Source organism: Kitasatospora sp. NPDC049285 (assembly GCF_040678815.1).
GTDB lineage: Bacteria > Actinomycetota > Actinomycetes > Streptomycetales > Streptomycetaceae > Kitasatospora.
This window is the reverse complement of sequence record NZ_JBFAQR010000035.1, coordinates 38439-58141: the sequence shown is the minus strand read 5'-3', so window position 1 is coordinate 58141 and position 19703 is coordinate 38439. Positions and strand designations below refer to the sequence as shown.

The 19703-nt window shown below is 75.6% G+C and carries 16 protein-coding genes; 9 read left to right on the top strand and 7 right to left on the bottom strand.

Going from position 1 to position 19703, the window contains the following annotated elements; translation table 11 throughout:
- Positions 1 to 77 precede the first annotated feature (77 nt).
- A complete protein-coding gene (locus AB0K51_RS22015) occupies positions 78 to 2516 on the top strand; it encodes an HAD-IC family P-type ATPase (protein WP_363458080.1) in 2439 nt (812 codons plus the stop codon).
- Positions 2517 to 2586: 70 nt separating this feature from the next.
- Here the strand turns inward: AB0K51_RS22015 and AB0K51_RS22010 are convergent, their stop codons facing one another.
- A complete protein-coding gene (locus AB0K51_RS22010; protein ID WP_363458078.1) occupies positions 2587 to 5919 on the bottom strand; it encodes a molecular chaperone Hsp90 in 3333 nt (1110 codons plus the stop codon).
- A 68-nt stretch (positions 5920 to 5987) separates the two neighbouring features.
- On the bottom strand, positions 5988 to 6869 hold the full coding sequence (locus AB0K51_RS22005) for a DUF3027 domain-containing protein (protein ID WP_363458075.1): 882 nt from the start codon (positions 6867 to 6869) through the stop codon (positions 5988 to 5990).
- 512 nt (positions 6870 to 7381) lie between these two features.
- Here AB0K51_RS22005 and AB0K51_RS22000 point away from each other — a divergent pair.
- From AB0K51_RS22000 to AB0K51_RS21985, 4 genes are all read left to right on the top strand, one after another.
- Positions 7382 to 8677 carry an MFS transporter gene (locus AB0K51_RS22000; RefSeq protein WP_363458122.1) on the top strand — a complete coding sequence of 432 codons (1296 nt, stop codon included), beginning with the start codon at positions 7382 to 7384 and terminating at the stop codon, positions 8675 to 8677.
- A gap of 62 nt (positions 8678 to 8739) precedes the next feature.
- On the top strand, positions 8740 to 9261 hold the full coding sequence (locus tag AB0K51_RS21995) for a hypothetical protein (protein WP_363458073.1): 522 nt from the start codon (positions 8740 to 8742) through the stop codon (positions 9259 to 9261).
- A gap of 12 nt (positions 9262 to 9273) precedes the next feature.
- Positions 9274 to 10011, top strand: a complete 738-nt coding sequence (locus AB0K51_RS21990) for a futalosine hydrolase (RefSeq protein WP_363458070.1) — start codon at positions 9274 to 9276, stop codon at positions 10009 to 10011.
- Position 10012: 1 nt separating this feature from the next.
- Positions 10013 to 10864, top strand: a complete 852-nt coding sequence (locus tag AB0K51_RS21985) for a 1,4-dihydroxy-6-naphthoate synthase (RefSeq protein ID WP_363458067.1) — start codon at positions 10013 to 10015, stop codon at positions 10862 to 10864.
- Positions 10865 to 10871: 7 nt separating this feature from the next.
- Here AB0K51_RS21985 and AB0K51_RS21980 read toward each other — a convergent pair whose 3' ends face one another.
- Both AB0K51_RS21980 and AB0K51_RS21975 read right to left on the bottom strand, forming a co-directional pair.
- A complete protein-coding gene (locus tag AB0K51_RS21980; protein ID WP_363458064.1) occupies positions 10872 to 11261 on the bottom strand; it encodes a cold shock domain-containing protein in 390 nt (129 codons plus the stop codon).
- Positions 11262 to 11586: 325 nt separating this feature from the next.
- Positions 11587 to 12720 (bottom strand): alpha/beta hydrolase-fold protein, encoded by a 1134-nt coding sequence (locus AB0K51_RS21975; protein ID WP_363458061.1) that lies wholly within the window; start codon positions 12718 to 12720, stop codon positions 11587 to 11589.
- A 177-nt stretch (positions 12721 to 12897) separates the two neighbouring features.
- On the opposite strand from AB0K51_RS21975, the gene AB0K51_RS21970 reads away from it, so the two are divergent.
- Positions 12898 to 13143 carry a hypothetical protein gene (locus AB0K51_RS21970; protein ID WP_363458058.1) on the top strand — a complete coding sequence of 82 codons (246 nt, stop codon included), beginning with the start codon at positions 12898 to 12900 and terminating at the stop codon, positions 13141 to 13143.
- Between the two features lie 7 nt (positions 13144 to 13150).
- Here the strand turns inward: AB0K51_RS21970 and AB0K51_RS21965 are convergent, their stop codons facing one another.
- Complete coding sequence (locus tag AB0K51_RS21965) at positions 13151 to 13756, bottom strand: haloacid dehalogenase-like hydrolase (RefSeq protein WP_363458056.1); 606 nt, start codon at positions 13754 to 13756, stop codon at positions 13151 to 13153.
- A gap of 101 nt (positions 13757 to 13857) precedes the next feature.
- Between AB0K51_RS21965 and AB0K51_RS21960 the strand changes: the two genes are divergently transcribed.
- Positions 13858 to 14868 (top strand): ABC transporter substrate-binding protein, encoded by a 1011-nt coding sequence (locus AB0K51_RS21960; protein WP_363458054.1) that lies wholly within the window; start codon positions 13858 to 13860, stop codon positions 14866 to 14868.
- 22 nt (positions 14869 to 14890) lie between these two features.
- On the opposite strand, the gene AB0K51_RS21955 is transcribed toward AB0K51_RS21960, so the two are convergent.
- Entirely contained in the window at positions 14891 to 15253 is a 363-nt protein-coding gene (locus tag AB0K51_RS21955) for a hypothetical protein (RefSeq protein ID WP_363458051.1), read from the bottom strand.
- Between the two features lie 147 nt (positions 15254 to 15400).
- Here AB0K51_RS21955 and AB0K51_RS21950 point away from each other — a divergent pair, with 147 nt between their 5' ends.
- Positions 15401 to 16075, top strand: coding sequence for a TetR/AcrR family transcriptional regulator C-terminal domain-containing protein (locus AB0K51_RS21950; protein WP_363458048.1), 675 nt, complete (start codon positions 15401 to 15403; stop codon positions 16073 to 16075).
- 68 nt (positions 16076 to 16143) lie between these two features.
- Here the strand turns inward: AB0K51_RS21950 and AB0K51_RS21945 are convergent, their stop codons facing one another.
- The gene (locus AB0K51_RS21945; RefSeq protein WP_363458045.1) at positions 16144 to 16971 is read right to left on the bottom strand and encodes a hypothetical protein; all 828 of its coding nucleotides are present in this window, start codon (positions 16969 to 16971) and stop codon (positions 16144 to 16146) included.
- A 198-nt stretch (positions 16972 to 17169) separates the two neighbouring features.
- On the opposite strand from AB0K51_RS21945, the gene AB0K51_RS21940 reads away from it, so the two are divergent.
- Positions 17170 to 19665, top strand: coding sequence for a helicase C-terminal domain-containing protein (locus AB0K51_RS21940; RefSeq protein ID WP_363458042.1), 2496 nt, complete (start codon positions 17170 to 17172; stop codon positions 19663 to 19665).
- The last annotated feature ends 38 nt before the right edge of the window (positions 19666 to 19703 follow it).

Sequence of the window (19703 nt, the reverse complement as noted above, 5' to 3'; positions counted from 1 at the left end):
CCGGACCGCCACCCGTCCGGCCCGAATCGCCCCCGAGTGGGGCGCACCGGACATTTCACGCACCTAGAGTCGGTGCCATGACGCAGTCACCGGAAGGCACGGCCCCCAGCCCGCCAGGCGCCCACCCCTCCGGTGCGGGCGGGGTGCACGGCACCGGACTGAGCGCCGCCGAGGTCGCCGCGCGGGTCGCCCGCGGACAGGTCAACGACGTTCCGGTGCGCTCCAGCCGCTCGGTGCGGGAGATCGTCCGGGCGAACGTCTTCACCCGGTTCAACGCCATCATCGGCGTGATGTTCGGCATCATCCTGGTGGTCGGCCCGATCCAGGACGGCCTGTTCGGCCTGGTCATCGTCGCCAACACGGCGATCGGCATCGTCCAGGAGCTGCGCGCCAAGAAGACCCTGGACAGCCTCGCGCTGATCGGCGAGGCCCGCCCGCAGGTCCGCCGCGACGGCGCCGCGCAGCAGGTCCCCACCTCCGAGATCGTGCTGGACGACACCGTGCTGCTCGGCATCGGCGACAAGGTGGTGGTGGACGGCGAGGTCACCGAGGCGGACGGCCTGGAGATCGACGAGTCGCTGCTGACCGGCGAGCCCGACCCGGTGCTCAAGCACCCGGGCGACCAGGTGATGTCCGGCTCCTTCGTGGTCGCCGGGGCCGGCGCGTTCACCGCCACCAAGGTCGGCCGCGAGGCGTACGCCGCCAAGCTGGCCGAGGAGGCCAGCAAGTTCACCCTGGTCAAGTCCGAGCTGCGCAGCGGCATCGACCAGATCCTGCGGTTCATCACCTACCTGCTGATCCCCACCGCGATCGGCCTGATCATCAGTCAGCTCGCGGTGCAGCGCAACGACTGGAAGGAAGCCGTCCGCCGGATGGTGGCCGGCATCGTGCCGATGGTCCCCGAGGGCCTGGTGCTGCTCACCTCGGTGGCCTTCGCGATCGGCGTGATCCGGCTGGGCCGCAAGCAGTGCCTGGTCCAGGAGCTGCCCGCGATCGAGGGCCTGGCCCGGGTCGACACCGTCTGCCTGGACAAGACCGGCACCCTCACCGAGGGCGGGATGGACCTGATCGACCTGCGGCCGATCGCCGACCCCGAGCAGCTGCCGCCCGCCGAACGCCCGCTCGCCGAGAAGGCCGTGATCGCCGAGGCGCTCGGCGCGATCGGCGCCGCCGACGCCCGGCCGAACCCCAGCATGCAGGCCGTCATCGACGCGTACGGCCCGCCGTCCGAGGGCCGCTGGCGGGTACTGGAGGCGATCCCGTTCTCGTCCGCCCGCAAGTGGAGCGGCGTCCGGCTGCTGGAGCCCGGCGGCGGCGAGGGCAGCTGGCTGCTCGGCGCCCCAGACGTGCTGCTGCCCGCCGGCCACCCCGCACTCGGCGAGGTCGACGAACTCGGCGCCAAGGGCCTGCGCGTGCTGCTGCTCGGCCGCAGCCCGCTCGCCATGGACGACCCCGACCCGGCCGCCGAACTGCGGCCGCTCGCCCTGATCGTCCTCCAGCAGCGGCTGCGCGAGGACGCCGCCGACACGCTGCGCTACTTCCGCTCGCAGGACGTCCACGCCAAGGTGATCTCCGGCGACGCCGCCGTCTCGGTCGGCGCGGTCGCCTCGCACCTCGGCCTGCCGGGCGCCGAGACCGCGATCGACGCCCGCACCCTGCCGGCCGACCCGAAGGAACTCGCCGACGTCGCCGACCGCACCGCCGTCTTCGGCCGGGTCACCCCCCAGCAGAAGCGCTCGCTGGTCGGCGCCCTGCAGTCCCGCGGCCACACCGTCGCGATGACCGGCGACGGTGTCAACGACGTGCTGGCCCTGAAGGACGCCGACATCGGCGTCGCGATGGGCACCGGCTCCGACGCGACCCGCGCCGTCGCGCAGATCGTCCTGCTCGACGACCGCTTCGCCACCCTGCCGTCGGTGGTCGCCGAGGGCCGACGGGTGATCGGCAACATCGAACGGGTGGCCGGGCTGTTCCTGGTGAAGACGGTCTACTCGGTGCTGCTGGCCCTGCTGGTGGTCATCACCCAGGTGCCGTACCCGTTCCTGCCGCGGCACTCGACGGTGCTCTCGTCCCTGACCATCGGCATCCCCGCGTTCTTCCTGGCCCTCGCCCCCAACACCGAACGCGCCCGGACGGGCTTCGTCCGGCGGGTCCTGCGACTCGCCGTGCCCGGCGGGATCATCGCGGGCACCGCCACCTTCGTCGCGTACGCGCTGGCCCGCGGCGACGACGAGACCACGCTGGAGGCGGACACCAGCGTCGCCACGCTGACGCTCTTCATCGTGGCGATCTGGGTCCTGGCGATCGTGGCCCGGCCGTACACGTGGTGGCGGCTGCTGCTGATCGGCGCGATGTGCGGCGCGTTCGCCCTGGTCCTGGTGGTCCCCTGGCTGTCGGACTTCTTCCAGCTCCAACTGGTGGGCTGGCGCGATCCCCTGACGGGGGTGCTGATCGCGGTGATCGCGGGGTTGCTGCTGGAGGTCACCTCGCGGGTCTTCGTGCGGAAGGGCGAATAGGGGCTCTGGGGGTACCTCCCGGCCCCCCTTGGGGCTGGGGGCGGAACGGCGAGCCCGGGCCCCTGAAAGCTCATTCGTAGTCGCGGGCCGCGAGGAGTTCGTAGGCGCGGTCGGGTTCGGTGAGGGCGGTGAGGATCTCGAAGCGGCGGTGCCATTGGTTGACGGACCAGGCGAGGCCGGCGGCGAGGCCTTCGGGGGTGGCGGCGTGGAGGAGGCCGGGGACGGGGGGGACGTCGAATTCGTCGTCCTCGTCGGCGGGGTCGGTGTCGTCGGGGTCGTAGGGGCGTTCGGGGGCGGTGGCGGTGGGGTCCCAGCGCCAGGCGACGTGGGCGTCCTCGCCGTCGGGGCCGACGACCAGGAGTTCGTCGTGCTCCTCGTAGACGGCGGGGCAGCCGGGGAGGAGCTCGCGGACCACCGCGGGGGTGCGGTGCAGGGTGCCCTCGGAGAGGACGCGGCCGCCGGCCACCTCGCTGGCGAGGGAGACGTGCAGGCGTTCGGCGAGGGCGGCGGCGAGGGCGGGGTGAACCGGGAGGACGGCGTGGTCGTGGAGGAGTTCGACCAGGTCGGGGGCGTCGGCGACGACCGCGGTGGTGGCGTCGACGATGACGGTGCGGTCGTCGCGGCGGCCGGTGGCGTCGTCGAGCGGGGCGAGCGCGCGGACCACGTCGAGGCCTTCGACGCGGTCGGCGGGGAGTGCGGCCAGCGCGGAGTAGATGCCGTGGAGTTGACGGTGGGTCACCTCGGAGGCCGGGTCGACCAGGCGGTCGACCAGCTCGTCGGGGCCGTGCGGTTCGGCGAGCAGGGCGGCCAGCGTGGTGCGGACGCCGAGGGCGTGCAGGAACTGCGGGTCGAGGGTGGTGCGGGCCTCGTCGTAGAGGCCGCGCAGCAGCGGGTCGGCCCCGGCGGCGCGCAGGCCGGCGGGCTCGCGGCCGTCCAGGACGGGGTGGTCGCGCAGCCACCAGGCGGTGTACGGCGGGAGGTCGGCGTACGAGCCGTCGGGGAGCAGGGTGCGGACGGGGGTGATGACGGCGTCGCGGTAGGGCGGCCGGGAGAGCAGGGCGAGGGCTTCGGGCCAGGCGTCGTCGTCGACCAGGTCGAGGTCGCGGACGGCGAGCAGCTCGGCGGCGACCGGGGGGACGCCCAACTCGGCGCTGTCGTCGGCGTGCAGGGCTTCGAGGACGTCCTCGCACCAGTCGGCGAGGCCGTCGGGGGCCTCGTCGATCAGGCCGGTGGGGGCGCCGCCGGCGGCGCGGTCGGCGGGGACGGTGGGGTCGAGGCGGTCGAGGTCGTCGGGGTCGAGGACGACGTCCTCGGCGCGGACCAGGGTGAAGGTGGCCAGTACGCCGGCGGCGGCGAGGACCTCGGGGCCCCAGCGCTCCAGCAGGTCCTCGTCCACGAAGGCGGCGTCGTCCTCGCGGGCGAGCGCGGCCAACGGGCCGTCGGGGAGCAGGAGTTCGCCGGCCCGGGCGAGTTCTCCCTCGTCGTCGGGGAGGGCCAGGCGGGAGAGCCAGGGGTGTTCGCCGGGGGCCGGGGCGGCGGCCCTGACCAGGGCGAGGACGGCGTCGGCGAGGTCGACGGCGCCGTCGAAGTCGTCCTCGCCGACTTCGAGCGAGCGGGCGACGGCGGCCCTGACCTCCGGCGTGTCGAGGATGCCGGCGGGGGTGGCGCTGCCGGCGCCGAGCTTGGCCAGCAGCGGGTGGGCGGCGTCGGGGTGGGCGAGGCGCAGGTCGAGCAGGTCGAGGGCTTCGGCGAGCGACTCGGGGTAGCCCTCGTAGCCGGCCCAGTCGGCGGCGTCGGAGGGCAGCAGGACGCGGCGCGGCCCGGTGACGGTGCGGCCGTCGGCGAGCGGGACGGGCAGCGCGCCGAGCGACTCCGGGTCGGCGCCGCCGAGGGCGGCGTAGAGGCTGCGCCACCAGACGGGGTCGCGCTCCAGGCCGCCGAGCTGGTCGACCACCTCGGCGAGCGGGACGCGGCGGACGTCGAGGGTGCGCAGTTCGGTACGGCGTTCCAGGCCGGCCGGGAGCAGGCCGGGGAAGATCGGGGCGAGCGCCTCGACCACGGAGTGGTCGGCGCCTTCCAGCAGGACCGCGTCGCGCGGGCGCAGCGCCGGGGTGCCCTCCTCGGTACCGCGCGGGTGCGGCAGGAACGGGGTGCCGGGCAGGCGGTCCAGGATCGCGGCGCGCAGCGCGTTGTCGAGGGCGCCCTGGCCGAGGCGGGCGGGCACCAGGCTCAGCGAGTGGGTGTCGGCGCCGCGGGCGCGCAGCAGGTCGGCGTAGGCGTCGGCGGCGCGTTCGGTGAGGAAGTCGGTGAGCGGGCCGGGCGCGACGTGGCGGCGGGTCGGGTCGAGCGGGTAGGAGGCGATCAGCAGCGCGGGCACGCCGAGCGGCTCGTCGCTGGGGGTGGGCGCGTGGACCACGGCGGCGGTGCGGGTGCGCTGCGGGTGGCCGGCGTGGTTGACCGGGACGGCCCAGGTGAGCGACCACCAGGGGCGGCCGCGCTCCTCGGTGGTGCGGTCGGCGAGCAACGCGGGGTCGAGCGGGCCGCTGGCGCTGACGGTCTGCCAGGTGGTGCTGTCCGGGCCGTCGGTGACGGTGACGGTGGCGAGCGCGTCGGGCCGCGCCGGGTCGTCGGTGCGGGTGAGGGTGCGCACGCCGTCGGGGGTCTCCACGGTGACCTCGGCGAGGCCCGGGAGGGTGAGCAGCAGGGCGTCGTCGATCTCGGCGAGCAGCCGGCGGGTGAGGTCCTCGGCGGCGGCGTCGCGCAGCGGGAGGACGACCACGGTGTCGTAGCCCTCGGGGGCGCCGCCTTCGGCCTGGAAGGGCAGCCGGAGCAGCGGGACGTGGCCCTCGCGACGGGTCAACTCCTCGGCGAGCTGCGGGCGTTCGGCGACCAGCGCGCGGGCCTCGGTGAGCGACCAGCGGACTCCGCCGGCGGCGGAGAGCACCGCGGGCTCGTCGGTGACGGCGAGGACGGCGGAGAAGCCGACGCCGAACCGGCCGACCACCGGACCCGCGTCGCCGCGCTTGGCGGAGGCGCGCAGGGTGGAGAGCGACTCGACGGCGGCGGCGTCCAGCGGGACGCCGGTGTTGGCGGCGGCCAGCACGCCGCCCTGCAGGGTCAGCCGCAACCGGCCGGGGCCGTGGCCGGCGCGGGCGGCGGCGTCGGCGGCGTTCTGCGCCAGTTCGACGATCAGCCGGTCCCGGTAGCCGCCGAGGGCGAGCTCCTCCTCGGCGTTGGCGTCCTCCCGGAAGCGGGCGGGCGCCGCGGTCCAGGCCTCCAGCACGGTGTGCCGCAGCTGGGCCGTGTCGAACACGTCCGCGCCCTGGGGGGACGCCGCACTGCCGATGATCCGAGACTCCACGTGCCGGGCCGCCCTTCGCGGTTGCCATGCGAATGCCTGCATACGGTCGGCATTCTGCCAGGGGGTGGCGGCCCCGGCGGGCGCAGCCGGTGGGCGGCCCGACGGGGGGCCTACGAGTGGCCCAACTCCTCCGCCGGGGCGTCCGGTTCGACCGAGCCGGAGGTCCGGTCGGGGTGGATGTGGAGGGGTTCGACCACGGTCTCGTCGAGGATCAGCTCGGCCGGGACGGGCGGGGCGGGGAGGATCGCGGCCTCGGAGTGCGCGCCGCAGCCGTAGGCGAGCGAGACGACCTGGCCGTCGGCGGGGCCGAACTCGTTGCCGCAGACGCCGAAGGCCTGGCCGAGCGAGCCGCCGATCGGCACCAGGAAACCGCAGGTGGAGCAGGACGCCGGGGCGGACTGCGCCATCGGCGTCTGCGGGCCGTACGCGTGCTCCCAGCGCTCGGCGGCCTGGTGCAGGCCGAGCCGGGAGAGCACCCGGGGGCGGCCGAGGCCGAGTTCCTCGGCGACCGAGCCGATCTCGGCGCGGGCCGGCGGCGGCTGGATGCCGGGGTCGGCGACCACGACGTCCTCCTCGGCGGCCTCGGCCAGCGCCGAGTTGGGCGCGAGCTCGTCGTCGCCGGACCAGCCGACCTCCAGCCGGGCGTCGTCGGCGCCGGTGGGCAGCAGGTCGCCGGGGCCGAGGTCGCCCGGGCGCAGCCGCTCGCTCCACGGCACCCACTGCGGGGCCAGGACGGAGTCCGGGCCGGGCAGCATGACCACTTCGTCGAGGGTGATGTTCTTGGCGCGCGGCGCGCGGGCCACCGTGACCGCCCAGCGCCAGCCCCGGTACGCGGGGTCGAGGCACTCGAAGGTGTGGGTGACGACGCGGTCGGCGTCGGCGTTCGCGTTCAGGTGGAGGCCGACGACGGCCTCCCCGACGCTCTCCACGACTGCCTGGCGGGCGAGGTCGACGGCCTCGGCACAGAGCCGGTCAGGGGTACGGCTTCGCATCGCAGCACTCACGGCGTCGGTTCTCTCCCAGTCCTGTCATCCTGCGGTCTCTCCCGAGGCGGTCCGCTGGCGGGCTCGCTCGGACGCCGCTGCCACGTCTCTTCTATTCTGCTCGACCCGGGACCGCTCCGTGGCCGGGCCGCGCCGCCCCGGTCGGTCACCCCCCGCAGCGCCGCGCCGGGCATGCGCGTAGTGCAGGCTACCCGCCGGTCGGTGGTGGGGCACAGTCCGGGGCGGTGGGCCCGGGCGCGCCGAGCCCGCGGCAATCACTCGTACGGCGCGCCGATCTCAGGCAGGATGGGCATGTGGCGGAAGAGAAACCGCCGCAGCACGGACTGCACCCCGGGCAGGCCGAGAGCCGGTCGGAGGCGCACGCCGTGTCGCGGCAGCAGCCGACGGTCCCCGGCGCGCCGGAGGCGGGTGGGTCACACCCGACGGGCAGTCAGGACGTACCGGAACCGCCGACCGTCAAGCAGCGCGGCGCACTCGCCCGCGGGGCGTCGGCGGCGGGGGTGCGCACCGGGCGGGTGGTGCACGGGACGGGGCGGCGGATCCGGCGGGCGACCTCCGCGGAGGGCGCGGGCGAGTCCGGGCTGGCGAAGCTGATCGAGCTGCACGCCCTGAACTCCTTCGGCGACATGCTGATCACCGTGGCACTGGCGTCCACCATCTTCTTCTCGGTGCCGACCGGCGAGGCCCGCGGCCGGGTCGCGCTGTACCTGCTGATCACCATGGCGCCGTTCGCGGTGCTGGCCCCGGTGATCGGCCCGCTGCTGGACCGGCTGCCACACGGCCGCCGCACGGCGATGGCGATGTCGATGCTGGCCCGGGCGATGCTGGCCTGGGTGATGGCCGGGGCGGTGACCTCCGGCGGGCTGGCGCTGTACCCGGAGGCGCTGGGCGTGCTGGTGGCGTCCAAGGCGTACGGGGTGGTGCGCAGCGTGGTGGTGCCGCGGCTGCTGCCACCGCAGCTGTCGCTGGTGAAGGCGAACTCGCGGGTGACGCTGGCGGGCCTGGTGGCGACGCTGGTGGCGGGCGGGGTGGGCGGGCTGCTGCACCTGATCGGGCCGGGCTGGCCGCTACGCGGAGCCTTCGTGGTGTTCGTGATCGGCGCCCTGATGGCCTTTCACCTGCCGCACAAGGTGGACTCCGCCAAGGGCGAGAAGCGGGCCGAGCTGCACGCCGAGCCGCACGAGCCGCGGCCGCGCGGCGTGCTGCGTGCGGTCGGACCCTCGGTGATCATGGCGCTGCGCGGGGTGGCGTCGCTGCGCTGGCTGGTCGGGTTCCTGGTGATGTTCCTGGCGTTCCTGATCCGCAAGGACCCGATCGGCGGGCTGCCGGAGACGGCGGCGCTGGGCGTGGTCGCGGCGGCCGCCGGGGTGGGCAACGCGCTGGGCTCGGTGCTGGGTTCGTGGCTGCGCACCCGCGGCTCCGAGGTGATGGTGACCACCATGGTGCTGCTGGCGACGGTCGCGGTCGGCGCGGCGGCGCTCTGGTACGGGGTGGCGACGGTGACGGTGGTGGCGGCGACCTCAGGCATGGCGGCCTCGCTGGGGAAGCTGGCGCTGGACGCGCTGATCCAGCGGGACGTGCCGGAGGCGGTGCGCACCTCGGCGTTCGCCCGCTCCGAGACGGCCCTGCAACTCTCCTGGGTGGTGGGCGGCGTGGTGGGCATCTCGCTGCCGCTGAACGCGGTGCTGGGCCTGTCGGTGGCGGCCGCGGTGATGGCGCTGATGCTGCTGTGGACCTTCCACTCGCTGCTGCGGGTACGGCCGCGCGGCGCGGCGACCCGTCCGCGCGTGGCGTAACCCGCGGGCGACTCGGGCACCCCGGCGTCCCGTGATCGCGGAAGCCGGGTAGCCTCTTGCGCATGAGCCTCAGCACCCGCGTCATCGCCGGACTCGCAGGCGCCGCCGTCGTCGGCGCCGGTCTCGTCGGTTTCGGCATCTACCAGGCCGTCGACAACGGCAAGCCCGCCAAGAACGAGGCCACGATGGTCGTCGGCACCTCGTCGATCACCGCCGAGCCGTTCTGCTACGACGGCGGCAAGCCGCTCACCGAGGACTTCCTCAACGACTGCGCCACGAAGGCTCAGAAGGCCAGCGACGCGAAGAAGCTGCCGCGGCTGGACGTGCGCTCCAGCGACCGGATCGGCGTCGGCGTGCCGAAGGACCTGGCCGACAAGGGCTGGTACGCGATGACCGACGGCGGCTCCGGCTCCGGCCGTGCCTCGATCATCAGCAACGCCACCGGCGTCACCTACTCGGGCTCGCAGCCCGCCACCACGCTGATGTCGCAGACCGCCACCACCTCGGTGACCGTGGTGTCGCAGAACCCGGAGACCAAGGAGTTCTACGCGGTCTGGTTCTTCGACCTGAACAACAAGCGCTGACCCAGCCGGTCGATGACCGCTGAGCACCACGACGAGCAGTCCGGCCGCGCGGCCGGACTGCTCGTCGTCGTCGCCGTGCCCGCCGAGGCGGAGGCGGTGCTGCGCGGGCTGCGCGACGGCGCCCGGCCGCTGCCGCTGCCCGGCGGGGAGCTGCGCCGCGCCGTGCACCCGGACGGCACCGCGGTGGACGTGCTGGCGGCGGGCGTCGGCCCGGCCGCCGCGGCGGCCGGCACCGCGGCCGCGCTGGGCCGCTACGGCGGCTACCGGTTGGTGCTGTCGGCGGGCATCGCGGGCGGTTTCGCGCCGCACGCCCCGATCGGCTCGCTGGTGGTCGCCGACGCGCTGGTCGCCGCGGACCTGGGAGCCGAGACGCCGGACGGCTTCGCGGACGTCACCGAGCTGGGCTTCGGCACCGTCCGCCACGAGGTGCCGGCCGGGGTGGTGCGGCTGGCCGCGAACGCGCTGGCCGCGGCGGTCGGCGAGGTGCTGACGGTCTCCACGGTGACCGGTTCGGCGGAGCGCGCCGAGCGGCTGAGGGAGCGTCACCCGCGGGCGCTGGCCGAGGCGATGGAGGGTTTCGGGGTGGCCGAGGCGGCCGCCCGGCACGGGCTCCCGGTCGGTGAGCTGCGCGCCGTGTCCAACGCCGTCGGGCCGCGCGACCGCGCGGCCTGGCGGATCGGCGAGGCGCTGGGGGCCCTGGAGCGGGCCTTCACCGCGCTGCCGCCGAACCGTCTGCTCCAGGAGGTCTGAGATGGCCGAGCCGCTGTCCGTGGCGTACTCGCCCTGCCCGAACGACACCTTCGTCTTCCACGCCTGGGCGCACGGCCTGGTGCCCGGCGCCGAGGCGCCCGAGGTGCGGTTCGCCGACATCGACGTCACCAACGGCCTGGCCGAGCGCGGCGAGCTGGACGTCCTGAAGATCTCCTACGGCCAGCTGCCCTGGGTGCTGGACGAGTACGCGCTGCTGCCGTGCGGCGGCGCGCTGGGCCGCGGCTGCGGGCCGCTGGTGCTCACCGCGGAGCCGATCGACGCGGCGGCGCTGGCGGGCCGGCGGGTGGCAGTGCCCAGCGAGCGCTCCACCGCGTACCTGCTGTTCCGGCTGTGGGCGGCCGAGGCGGTGCCGGGCGGCTTCGGCGAGATCGTGGTGCTGCCGTTCCACGAGATCATGCCCGCCGTACGGGACGGGCGGGTGGACGCCGGACTGGTGATCCACGAGGCCCGGTTCACGTTCCGCAACTACGGGCTGCACTGCCTGGCCGACATGGGCGAGGCCTGGGAGGCGGCGACCGGGCTGCCGATCCCGCTGGGCGCGATCGTGGCCCGCCGCTCGCTCGGCGCGGAGCGGCTGCGCGCGCTCGCCGACACGATCCGCGCCTCGGTGCGGGCCGCCTGGGACGACCCGGCGGCCTCCCGCGGGTACGTGCTGGCGCACGCGCAGGAGATGGACCCGGACGTCGCCGACCAGCACATCGGGTTGTACGTCAACGAGTTCACCGCCGACCTCGGCGAGGAGGGCTACGCGGCGGTGCGCGGCCTGCTCACCCGGGCCGCCGGGCAGGGACTCGTCCCCGCGGTCGACCCGGGTGCGCTGGCCTTCGGCTGACGGGGGCTCAGGCCCCGGCGTCGAACTGGTCGGCGATGGCGCGCAGCACCATCGCGATCTTCTGGCCCTCGGCGCGGGCGGGGTAGCGGCCGCGCTGCAGGCCGGGCAGCACGCTGTCCAGCTTGGTGATCAGGTCCTGGACGATCGGGGCCATGTCGTCCGCGCTCTTGCGCTGGTTGGCGGCGACCGACGGCAGCGCGTCCAGCAGCGTCACGGTCATCGCCTGGTCACCGCGGTGGCCGGCGGCGATGCCGAACTCGACGCGCTGGCCCGGCCGCAGCGTGGTGACGCCCGCGGGCAGCGCCTTGGTGTGGACGAAGACCTCGCCTCCGTCGTCGCGCGACAGGAAGCCGTAGCCCTTCGTCTCGTTGAACCACTTGACCTGGCCGGTGGGCATCTCGAAAAGTCCTCGGTATCGGGTGCGAGCGACCCCGTCGGGTCGCGGATGGGTGGGCGGGCCGACCACGGTGTGCGGGCGGCCGGTATCGCTCAGTAGAGCAATGATCCCTCAGCGTCCGCCGGAACACCGAGGGGATTCCTGACCGGGGTGGGCCCGGGCCTCGCGCCTTCCGCGCCTTCCACTGGCTCACACCCCCGATCGGCGACGGGCGGGCGTTCGTGGACCAGCCGCTGGTCGACCCGCGCGATGGCTGCATACCCGGGGCGGGCGAGGGTCGAAACTCCCTGCGCGCGCGGAGTTGCGGGCAGTGACGCCGGGCCGGTCAGGACGGGTCCGCGAGGTGCCCGCCGAGCCAGCCGAGCGAGGCCGGGAGCATCCGCGACCAGGTGGTGAAGTTGTGCCCGCCGGTGTCGAGCGTGATCGAGGAGACCTTGGTGCCGGTGCCCTTCGCGGCGGCGGTGAACCGCTCGGTGTCGGCGAAGTAGTCGCCGTCGCCCTCCCGGCTGCCGCCGACCAGCAGTGCGGTGGCCGGCGCGGGCAGGTGGGCCAGCCGCCAGCCCAGGTCGGCCTCGTCCCGGCGCTGCGCGCTGCCGCCGAACAGGTCGCCGGTGGTGGCGTCCTCGGCCGCCCTGTAGTACCCGGACAGCGACACCGCCGCGGAGAACACCTGCGGGTGACGCATCGCCAGTTTCAACGCGCAGTACCCGCCGGTGGAGTTGCCGACCACGCCGAGACTGCCCGGCCCGTCCGCGATCCGGTAGGCGGAGCGCAGCGCGGCGGGCACGTCCGCGCTGAAGTACGAGTCGGCCTGCGGGCCGCCCGGGACGTCCTCGCACTCGGTGTCCCGGGGCATCGCCGGGGAGGGCCGCATCAGCACCAGCACGGTCGGCTTGGCCTTGCCCTCCCGGGTCAACTGCAGCTGCACCGCCGGGTAGTTCAGCTTGGTGATCAGGTTCTTGGCGTCGCCGGGGAAGCCGGTGATGGCGATCGCGGCGGGGAAGCGCCGGTGCTGGAACTCCGGCTGGAAGTACTGCGGCGGGAGGTAGACGTACCCCTCGGTGGCCAGGCCGGTGGTCGCCCCCGACAGCCGGACCTTCTCCAGCCTCCCGACCTGCGCCGGGTCCCGCCCGACCGAGTTGGTGCCGCGGACGTTCTCCGCCGCCAGCTTCTGCACGCCCTCGGTGCGGCCGCGCAGCTGGTTCTGGACGGTCACCGGCCCGGCGTCGCCGGTGCCCAGCAGGTCGTCCCAACTGCTGTAGAAGGCGAAGTAGTTGTTGGCCAGCAGCCCGAGCGTGCAGATCACCGCCAGCTGGGTGCCGACGATGGTGCCCAGCCGCCCCAGCACCGCCTGCCAGCTGCGCCGGGCCAGCCGCGGCCACAGCCACACCGTCCCGGCCACCATCAGCGCCGAGACCAGCGCGGACAGCGCCAGCACCTTGTGACTGGTCAGACCCACGCCCCGCTCCCACTTCTCGCACTCGCCGGTCCCAGCATGCCTGAGTGTTTCCTGGGAACCTTGAGCGTTCAGTCGGAAACCGGACGGCTCCGCCCCCGCCGATCGGCGGGGGCGGGCGGGGCGGGGCCGCGGTCGGTGGGAGACTGGGGGCGGCAGCCGCAGCAGGAGGAGTCGCAAGTGAGCCGTCAGTCCACCGATCCCGGTGACACCCTGGTCCGCGTCGGCGGGATCGTCTTCGGCGTCGGGATGCTCGCCACGATCGCCACCTTCGTGCCGCTCTTCCTCGACCTGCCGCGCCTGCCCACGGTGGCCTACTGGCTGTGCATGCTGATGCCGGCCGGGCTGCTGGTCTCGCTGACCGGGCTGTTCACCACGGCCCGCGCGGACGCCCGCAAGCGGCGCGCGGCGGCCGCCTCCGCCTGACGGCCCGTCAGCCCAGGTGGGCGGTGAGCCAGGCGGGGAACTCGGTGAGGTCGCGCAGCACCACGTCGGCGCCCGCCTCGGCCAGCTCCGCGGCGCTGTACGGGCCGGTGGCCACGCCCACCGCGACGGCCTCGGCGGCCCGGGCGCCCCGGATGTCGCCGAGGTGGTCGCCGACGTAGACGTGCGCGCCGTGCGCGCGCAGCGCGTCGCCCTTGGTCTCCGCCCACAGGTCGCCGACCAGGGCGTCCACCTCCAGCCCGATGCCGTCCAGGTGGCGGCGGGCGTTCGGCTCGTACTTGCCGGTGATCACCAGCACCCGGCCGCCCACCGCACGCACCGCGGCGACCGCGGCCAGCGCCCCGGGCAGCTCCAGGCTGCCGGACACCGCGTGTTCCGCGTACAGCTCGCGGTAGCGGTCGGCGACGACCTCCACCCGGTCCGCCGGGAACCAGTGCGCGAGCTCGTGGACCAGCGGCGGGCCGAGCCGGCTGACCGCGAGGTCGGCGTCGATGTACGTCGCGGTCTCGGCGGAGAGCACCTCGTAGGTGGCCTTGATGCCGGGCCGGGTGTCGAGCAGGGTCATGTCCAGGTCGAAGCCGACGGTGAGAGCCATACGGCCAGCCTAGTCAGCGGGGTTTCCCACCGGATGAGCCGGGCCGGGCGCGGGGGGACGGCGATACTGCCGGAAACCGCCCGCGACGTCGGAGGTCCCAGGTGTCACGCCCCCTCTCCCGCCGGGCCGCGTTCGCCGGGCTCGGCGCCGTCCTGCTGACCGGCTGCGGCCCGCGTCCGCTGCCCGTCGAACTGCCGCTGCCCGACCGGTCCGGCAGCGGCTCGCCCAGCCCCACGCCGACGCCCACGCCGACGCCGACGCCGAGTGCGACCGTCACCGGTGCGGACGGCCCGGTGGTCGTGCCCGGCGGACCGATCCGGGTGGTCGCGCTGGACACCGCCGAGCTGGACTCCGCGATGACGCTCGGCATCACCCCCGTGGGCGCGGCGAAGGCCCCGCTCGACGCCGGGCCGCCCGACTACTGGCCGGCCTCCCGGCTGGCCCGGGTCGCGGTGGTCGGCGACATCGCCGCGCCGCCCGACGCCGCCGCGATCGGCGCGACCCGCCCGCAGCTGATCCTCTCCAGCCAACTGCGCGACGGCGCCCACCTGGCTGCGCTGCAGGCCCTCGCCCCGACCGTGCTGACCCGCACCACCGGCGCCCCGTGGAAGGAGAACTTCCAGCTGCACGCCGCCGCGCTGGACCGCCGCGACCAGGCCGCCGCCGTGGTCGCGGGCTACGCCCGGCACGTCGATCAGGCGACCCGCACACTGGCCGCCGCCGGGGCGGCGGGCCGCCGGATCAGCCTGGTGCGCTTCGTCGAGGGCTCCCCCACCGTCCGCCTGTACGCCCGGCAGAACTTCCCCGGCTCGGTCCTCGCCGACCTCGGCCTGCCCCGCCCCGACCCGCAGAACACCGACCAGTTCGCCGTCGAGGTGACGCCCGACCAGCTCGCCCAGGCCGACGGCGACGTGCTGCTGTACGCCGGCTACGGCGACCCGGACCGTTCCGGCCTGACCGCCGCGCTGGCCTCCCCCGCCTGGCAGTCGCTCGGCGCGGTCCGCTCCCACCACGCCTTCCCGGTCGACGACCGGCTGTGGTTCCAGGGCATCGGCTACACCGGCGCGCACTTCCTGATCGCCGAGCTGCTGCACCTGCTCGGCGTGGCCTGACGACCCGTTCGGTGGCGGTGCGTCAGGCGGGCGCGGCGGTGCCCATGGCGAGCAGCGCCGCGCGGAAGACCACCACGTGGCGGGCGTTCTGCAGGATCCACACCCAGCGCGGGAAGCCGGACTCGGCGGCCTTCAGCAGCGCGGCCACGTCGATCCGGGCCAGTTCCTCGTCGCCCTTGCGGGCGAAGGCGGCCCGTACCGAGGGCGCGGCGGTCAGGTTGCTGTAGAGGATCACGCAGTTGATCGCCAGCACCAGGCCGAGGACCACCTGGTGCAGGACCACGGCCCAGCTCCGCCCGGTCAGGTCGAGCGCGGCGGTGGCGGCCAGCACGGCGGCGATCGCGACGGGCGCCCAGGTCTCGTGGCCACCCGCGTCGAAGCGCATCCCGTTCTCCTCCAGCACGGTGCCGCGCACGCCCTGGCGGCGCAGTTCGGCGCGGGCGGCGACGGTCGCGGCGGCGCCGAAGCGGGCCCGGACGACCGGGATTCCTGAACTTTGTGCAGGAGCCTCCGGCCGCCCTAGGGTGAGGCCATGGCACGCGACACGCTCACCCGCGAACAGATCGTCCGCACCGCCGTCGAACTGCTCGACGAGGACGGCCTCGAAGGCCTCAACATGCGCAGCCTCGGCAAACGGCTGGGCGCCGCCGCCACCGCCGTCTACTGGCACGTCAAGAACAAGGACGAACTCGTGCTGGCGGCCGGCGACCTGGTCTGGCACGAGATCCCGCTGCCCGAGCGCGACCCCGCCCAGTGGCGCACCGCCGGGACCGCCCTCGCCCTCGACCTGCACGCGATGCTCGCCCGCCACCCGTGGCTGGTGCAGGCCTTCGGCTCGTACCTGTTCCACGGCCCCGGCAAGGCCCGTTTCGACGACCACACGCTCGACCTGTACGAACGGGCCGGCTTCACCCCCGCCCAGGCCGACGTGATCGCCGCCGCCGTCTTCACCTACGTCCTCGGCAACGCGCTCGCCGTCGCCGCGACCGCCTCCCTGCACCGACGGCTCGGCCGCGACGGCCAGGACCCCGAGCAGGCCATCGCCGACACCATGGCCAAGGCCGTCGCCGTCGGCCGCGACTACCCCCGGCTGCGCGCCCGGCTCGACCGGGAGAGCCCCGCCGACTACGCGGACGCCCCCGAGGACACCCTCGAACTCGGCCTGCACGCGCTGCTCGCCGGACTGGAGACCCGCCTCGCCGCCTGACCCGGCGTCACAACGTCCGGGCCTCACTCCGGCTTGCCCGACGCAGCGTCACGACACCCGGTCGACCCTCACTCCGACTTGCGCCGACGCAGCGTCACCACCAGCAGGAACACCGCCGTGATCACCGCCGCCACCCGCAGCGCCCCCGGGGCGCCGGCCCAGGTGCTTGCGCCCGCGTCGCTGCCCGGAGCCAGCGCGGTGCCCCAACGGCCCTGCTCCCGGCCCCAGTTCCACACCGCGAAGCCGGTGAGGGTGGCCAGCGGGATGCCCAGCACGGCGAACTTCCGGGTCATGTCGGCCAGTCCGCGCGACAGGTACGACACGCCCCATCCGGCCAGCATCGCCAGCAGCGAACCGGTCACCGCGCCCGCCAGCAGCGCCGTCGCACCGAGCAGCAGCAGCGGCGCGGGACGCCGGGACGCGCCCGGCCCGGGCTGCGCCGCGGGCTCCTCGACGGGCGGGGCGTCGGCGGCCGGGGCGGGCCGGCCGAACAGCGCCTTCAGCGCGCGGCGGCCCAGGCCGGGCCGCGGCTCGGGGGCGGCGGGCGGCTCGGGCACGGCCGGGGTCAGCGGCTCCGCGGCGGGCTCCGGCGCAGCCGCCGGCTCCGGCGGGGCGGTCGGCAGGTCGAAGTAGACGGCGTCCCAGCCCGGGTAGGCCTCGGTGACGTCGGTGCGGCCGCGGCCCTCCGCGTACTCGGCGGCCCGCCGGACCTCCGCGTCCGTCGGCCCGGACGGCTCCGGGTCCGGCTTCTTCAGCTCCACCGCGGGCGTCTGCGGCGGTACGCCCGGCACCGGGGGCACCGCCGGCGGCGAGTCCACCGCCTGCCGGGGCAGGTACACGCTCTCCCCGCCGCCCTCCGCGGATCCGCCGTCCCGCCACCACGAGCCGCCCGCCATCGCCCCGCCTCACCTCAGCCGTCCCCGCCGCCCCTGACCGTACCCACCCCCGCCGCCCCCAAGCGAGCCCCGCGCCCCCGCACGCCCCACCCCGCACCGCGCGCCGGGACGGCCCCGGACGGGTGGCTGACGGTGGTTCGCGCGGAGTTCTTCCGCCGTTCTGGGCTCCATCGCGCCGGGTTGACTAGTCTGGACCGGATGACCGCACCGCAGAGCGCGCCGCGCGCCACCCGCGCCACCGCCCCCCGCACGCTGGCCGAGGAACTCCGCGGCCGGGGGGACGAGGCCGTCGCCGCGCTGCTCCGGCGCCGGCCGGACCTGCTCAACCCGGTGCCGAACGACCTCACCCAGCTGTCCGCCCGGCTCTCCAGCCGGGCCTCGGTGCTGCGCGCGCTGGAACGCCTCGACCGGTTCACGCTCCAGGTCGCGGAGGCGCTGGCGGCCGCGCCGGAGGGCGCGACGGACAGCGCGGTACGGAGCCTGCTGACCGGCCCGGCCCGGGTGAAGCCGCACCCGGGAGCCGACCCGGTCGACCGGGCCGCGGTGACGGCGGCCTTCCCCGCCGCGCTGGAGCGGCTGCGCGAACAGGCCCTGCTGTGGGGCCCCGACTCCGCGCTGCGCCTGGTCCTGGCCGTCCGCGAGGCGCTCGCCCCGAGCGCCGCCAACCCCGGTCGGACCGGTCTCGGCCCGACCCTCGCCGAGGCCACCGTCGGCATGTCCCCCGCCCGGCTCCAGCAGCTGCTCGCCGGGGCCGGTCTGCCGCCCACCCCGGACCCGGTGACCGCCGTGGCGGCGCTGACCGCCCTGCTGAACGACCGCAAGCGGCTCGGCGCACTGCTGGACCGGGCCCCGCAGCCCGCCCTCGGCCTGCTGGAGCGCCTGGTGTGGGGCCCACCGAGCGGCACCGTGCCGGACGCCGCACGCCAGGTCACCGCCGAGGAGGCGCACAGCCCGGTCGAATGGCTGCTCGCCCGCGGCCTGCTGCTCCCGACCAGCCCGACCTCGGTCGTGCTGCCCCGCGAACTCGCCCTGCACCTGCGCGGCGGCCGCACCCACCGCACCGTCGACGCCGCCCCGCCGCCGGTCGCCCCCGTGGTCGAGCGCGACCCCGTCCAGGCCGACCGCACCGCCGCCGGGCAGGCCGCCACCGCGGTGCGCACGGTCGAGGAGCTGCTGGAGTCGTGGGGCCTCACCCCGCCGCCCACCCTGCGGGCCGGCGGCCTCGGCGTCCGCGACCTCAAGCGCGCCGCGGCGCTCCTCGAATGCCCCGAGCAGGACGCCGCGTTCTGGCTAGAACTCGCTTACACCGCAGGCCTGTTGGCTCCCGACGGCGAGGTCGACGAGGCGTGGGCGCCGACCCCCGCGTACGACCAGTGGCTGCAGCAGGACACCGCCGAACGCTGGTCCCTGCTGGCCCGCAGCTGGCTCACCGCCACCCGGGTCGGCCGGCTGGCCGGCACCCCCGACGGCAAGGGCAAGCCGCGCGCCGCCCTCGGACCCGAACTCGACCGCACCCTCGCCCCGTCGGTGCGCCGCGCCGTCCTCACCCGGCTCGCCGAACTCCCGCCCGGCACCGCCGCGAGCCCCGCCGCCCTGCTGCCCGCGCTGCGCTGGCACCGCCCGCTGCGCGGCGGTCCCACCGGCCCCGACGGCCGTGACCTGCGCGAACAGCTCACCGACTGGACCCTGCACGAGGCCGAACTACTCGGCGTCACCGGCCGTGGCGCACTCGCCGCCGCCGGCCGCGCCCTGCTGGAACACCGCGAGCCCGCGGACGTCCTGGCGCCGCTGCTGCCCGAACCGCTCGACCACGTCATCCTGCAGCCCGACCTCACCGCGATCGCCCCCGGCCCGCTGCTCACCCCGCTCGCCCAGGCCCTCGCACTCTGCGCCGACATCGAGTCCAAGGGCGGCGCCACCGTGTACCGCTTCACCCCCGACTCGGTCCGCCGCGCCCTCGACGCCGGCCGCACCGCCGCCGACCTGCAGGCCTTCCTCGCGCAGCACTCCCGCACGCCCGTCCCGCAGCCCCTCGCGTACCTGATCGACGACGTGGCCCGGCGGCACGGCGTGCTGCGGGTCGGCGCCGCCTCGTCCTACCTGCGCTGCGACGACCCGCAGCTGCTCGGCGAGGTGATGGCCGACCGGCGGGCCGCCGAACTGCGCCTGCGGCTGCTCGCCCCGACCGTGCTCGCCGCCCAGTCCGGACCGGAGACCCTGCTCTCGGTCCTGCGCACCATGGGCTACGCGCCCGCCGCCGAGTCCGCCGACGGCGACGTGATGATCACCCGCCCCGACAGCCGCCGCACCCCGCCGCGCACCGCCCCCGCGCCGGTGCCCGACGGCCCGGCCCGGCCCGACGACACGCTGCTCGCGGCCGCCGTCCGCGCCATCCGGGCCGGCGACCGGGCCGCGACCGCCGTCCGCAAGGAGACCGTCCCCGGCCCGGCCGCGGCCGCGCTGCCCCGAAGCGCCGCCGCGGACACCCTGGCGGCCCTGCAGACCGCCGTCCTGCTCGGCGAACGCATGTGGATCGGCTACGTCAACGCCGAGGGCCTCGCCTCCCAGCGCGTCATCGACCCCGTCCGCGTCGAAGGCGGCTTCGTCACCGCCTACGACCACCTCTCCGACGAGGTCCGCAGCTTCGCCCTCCACCGCATCACCGGCGTCGCCGAGGTCGACGAGCCCGCGTGAGCACACACGCACAACCAGGGGCGCGGGAACTGCGCGAA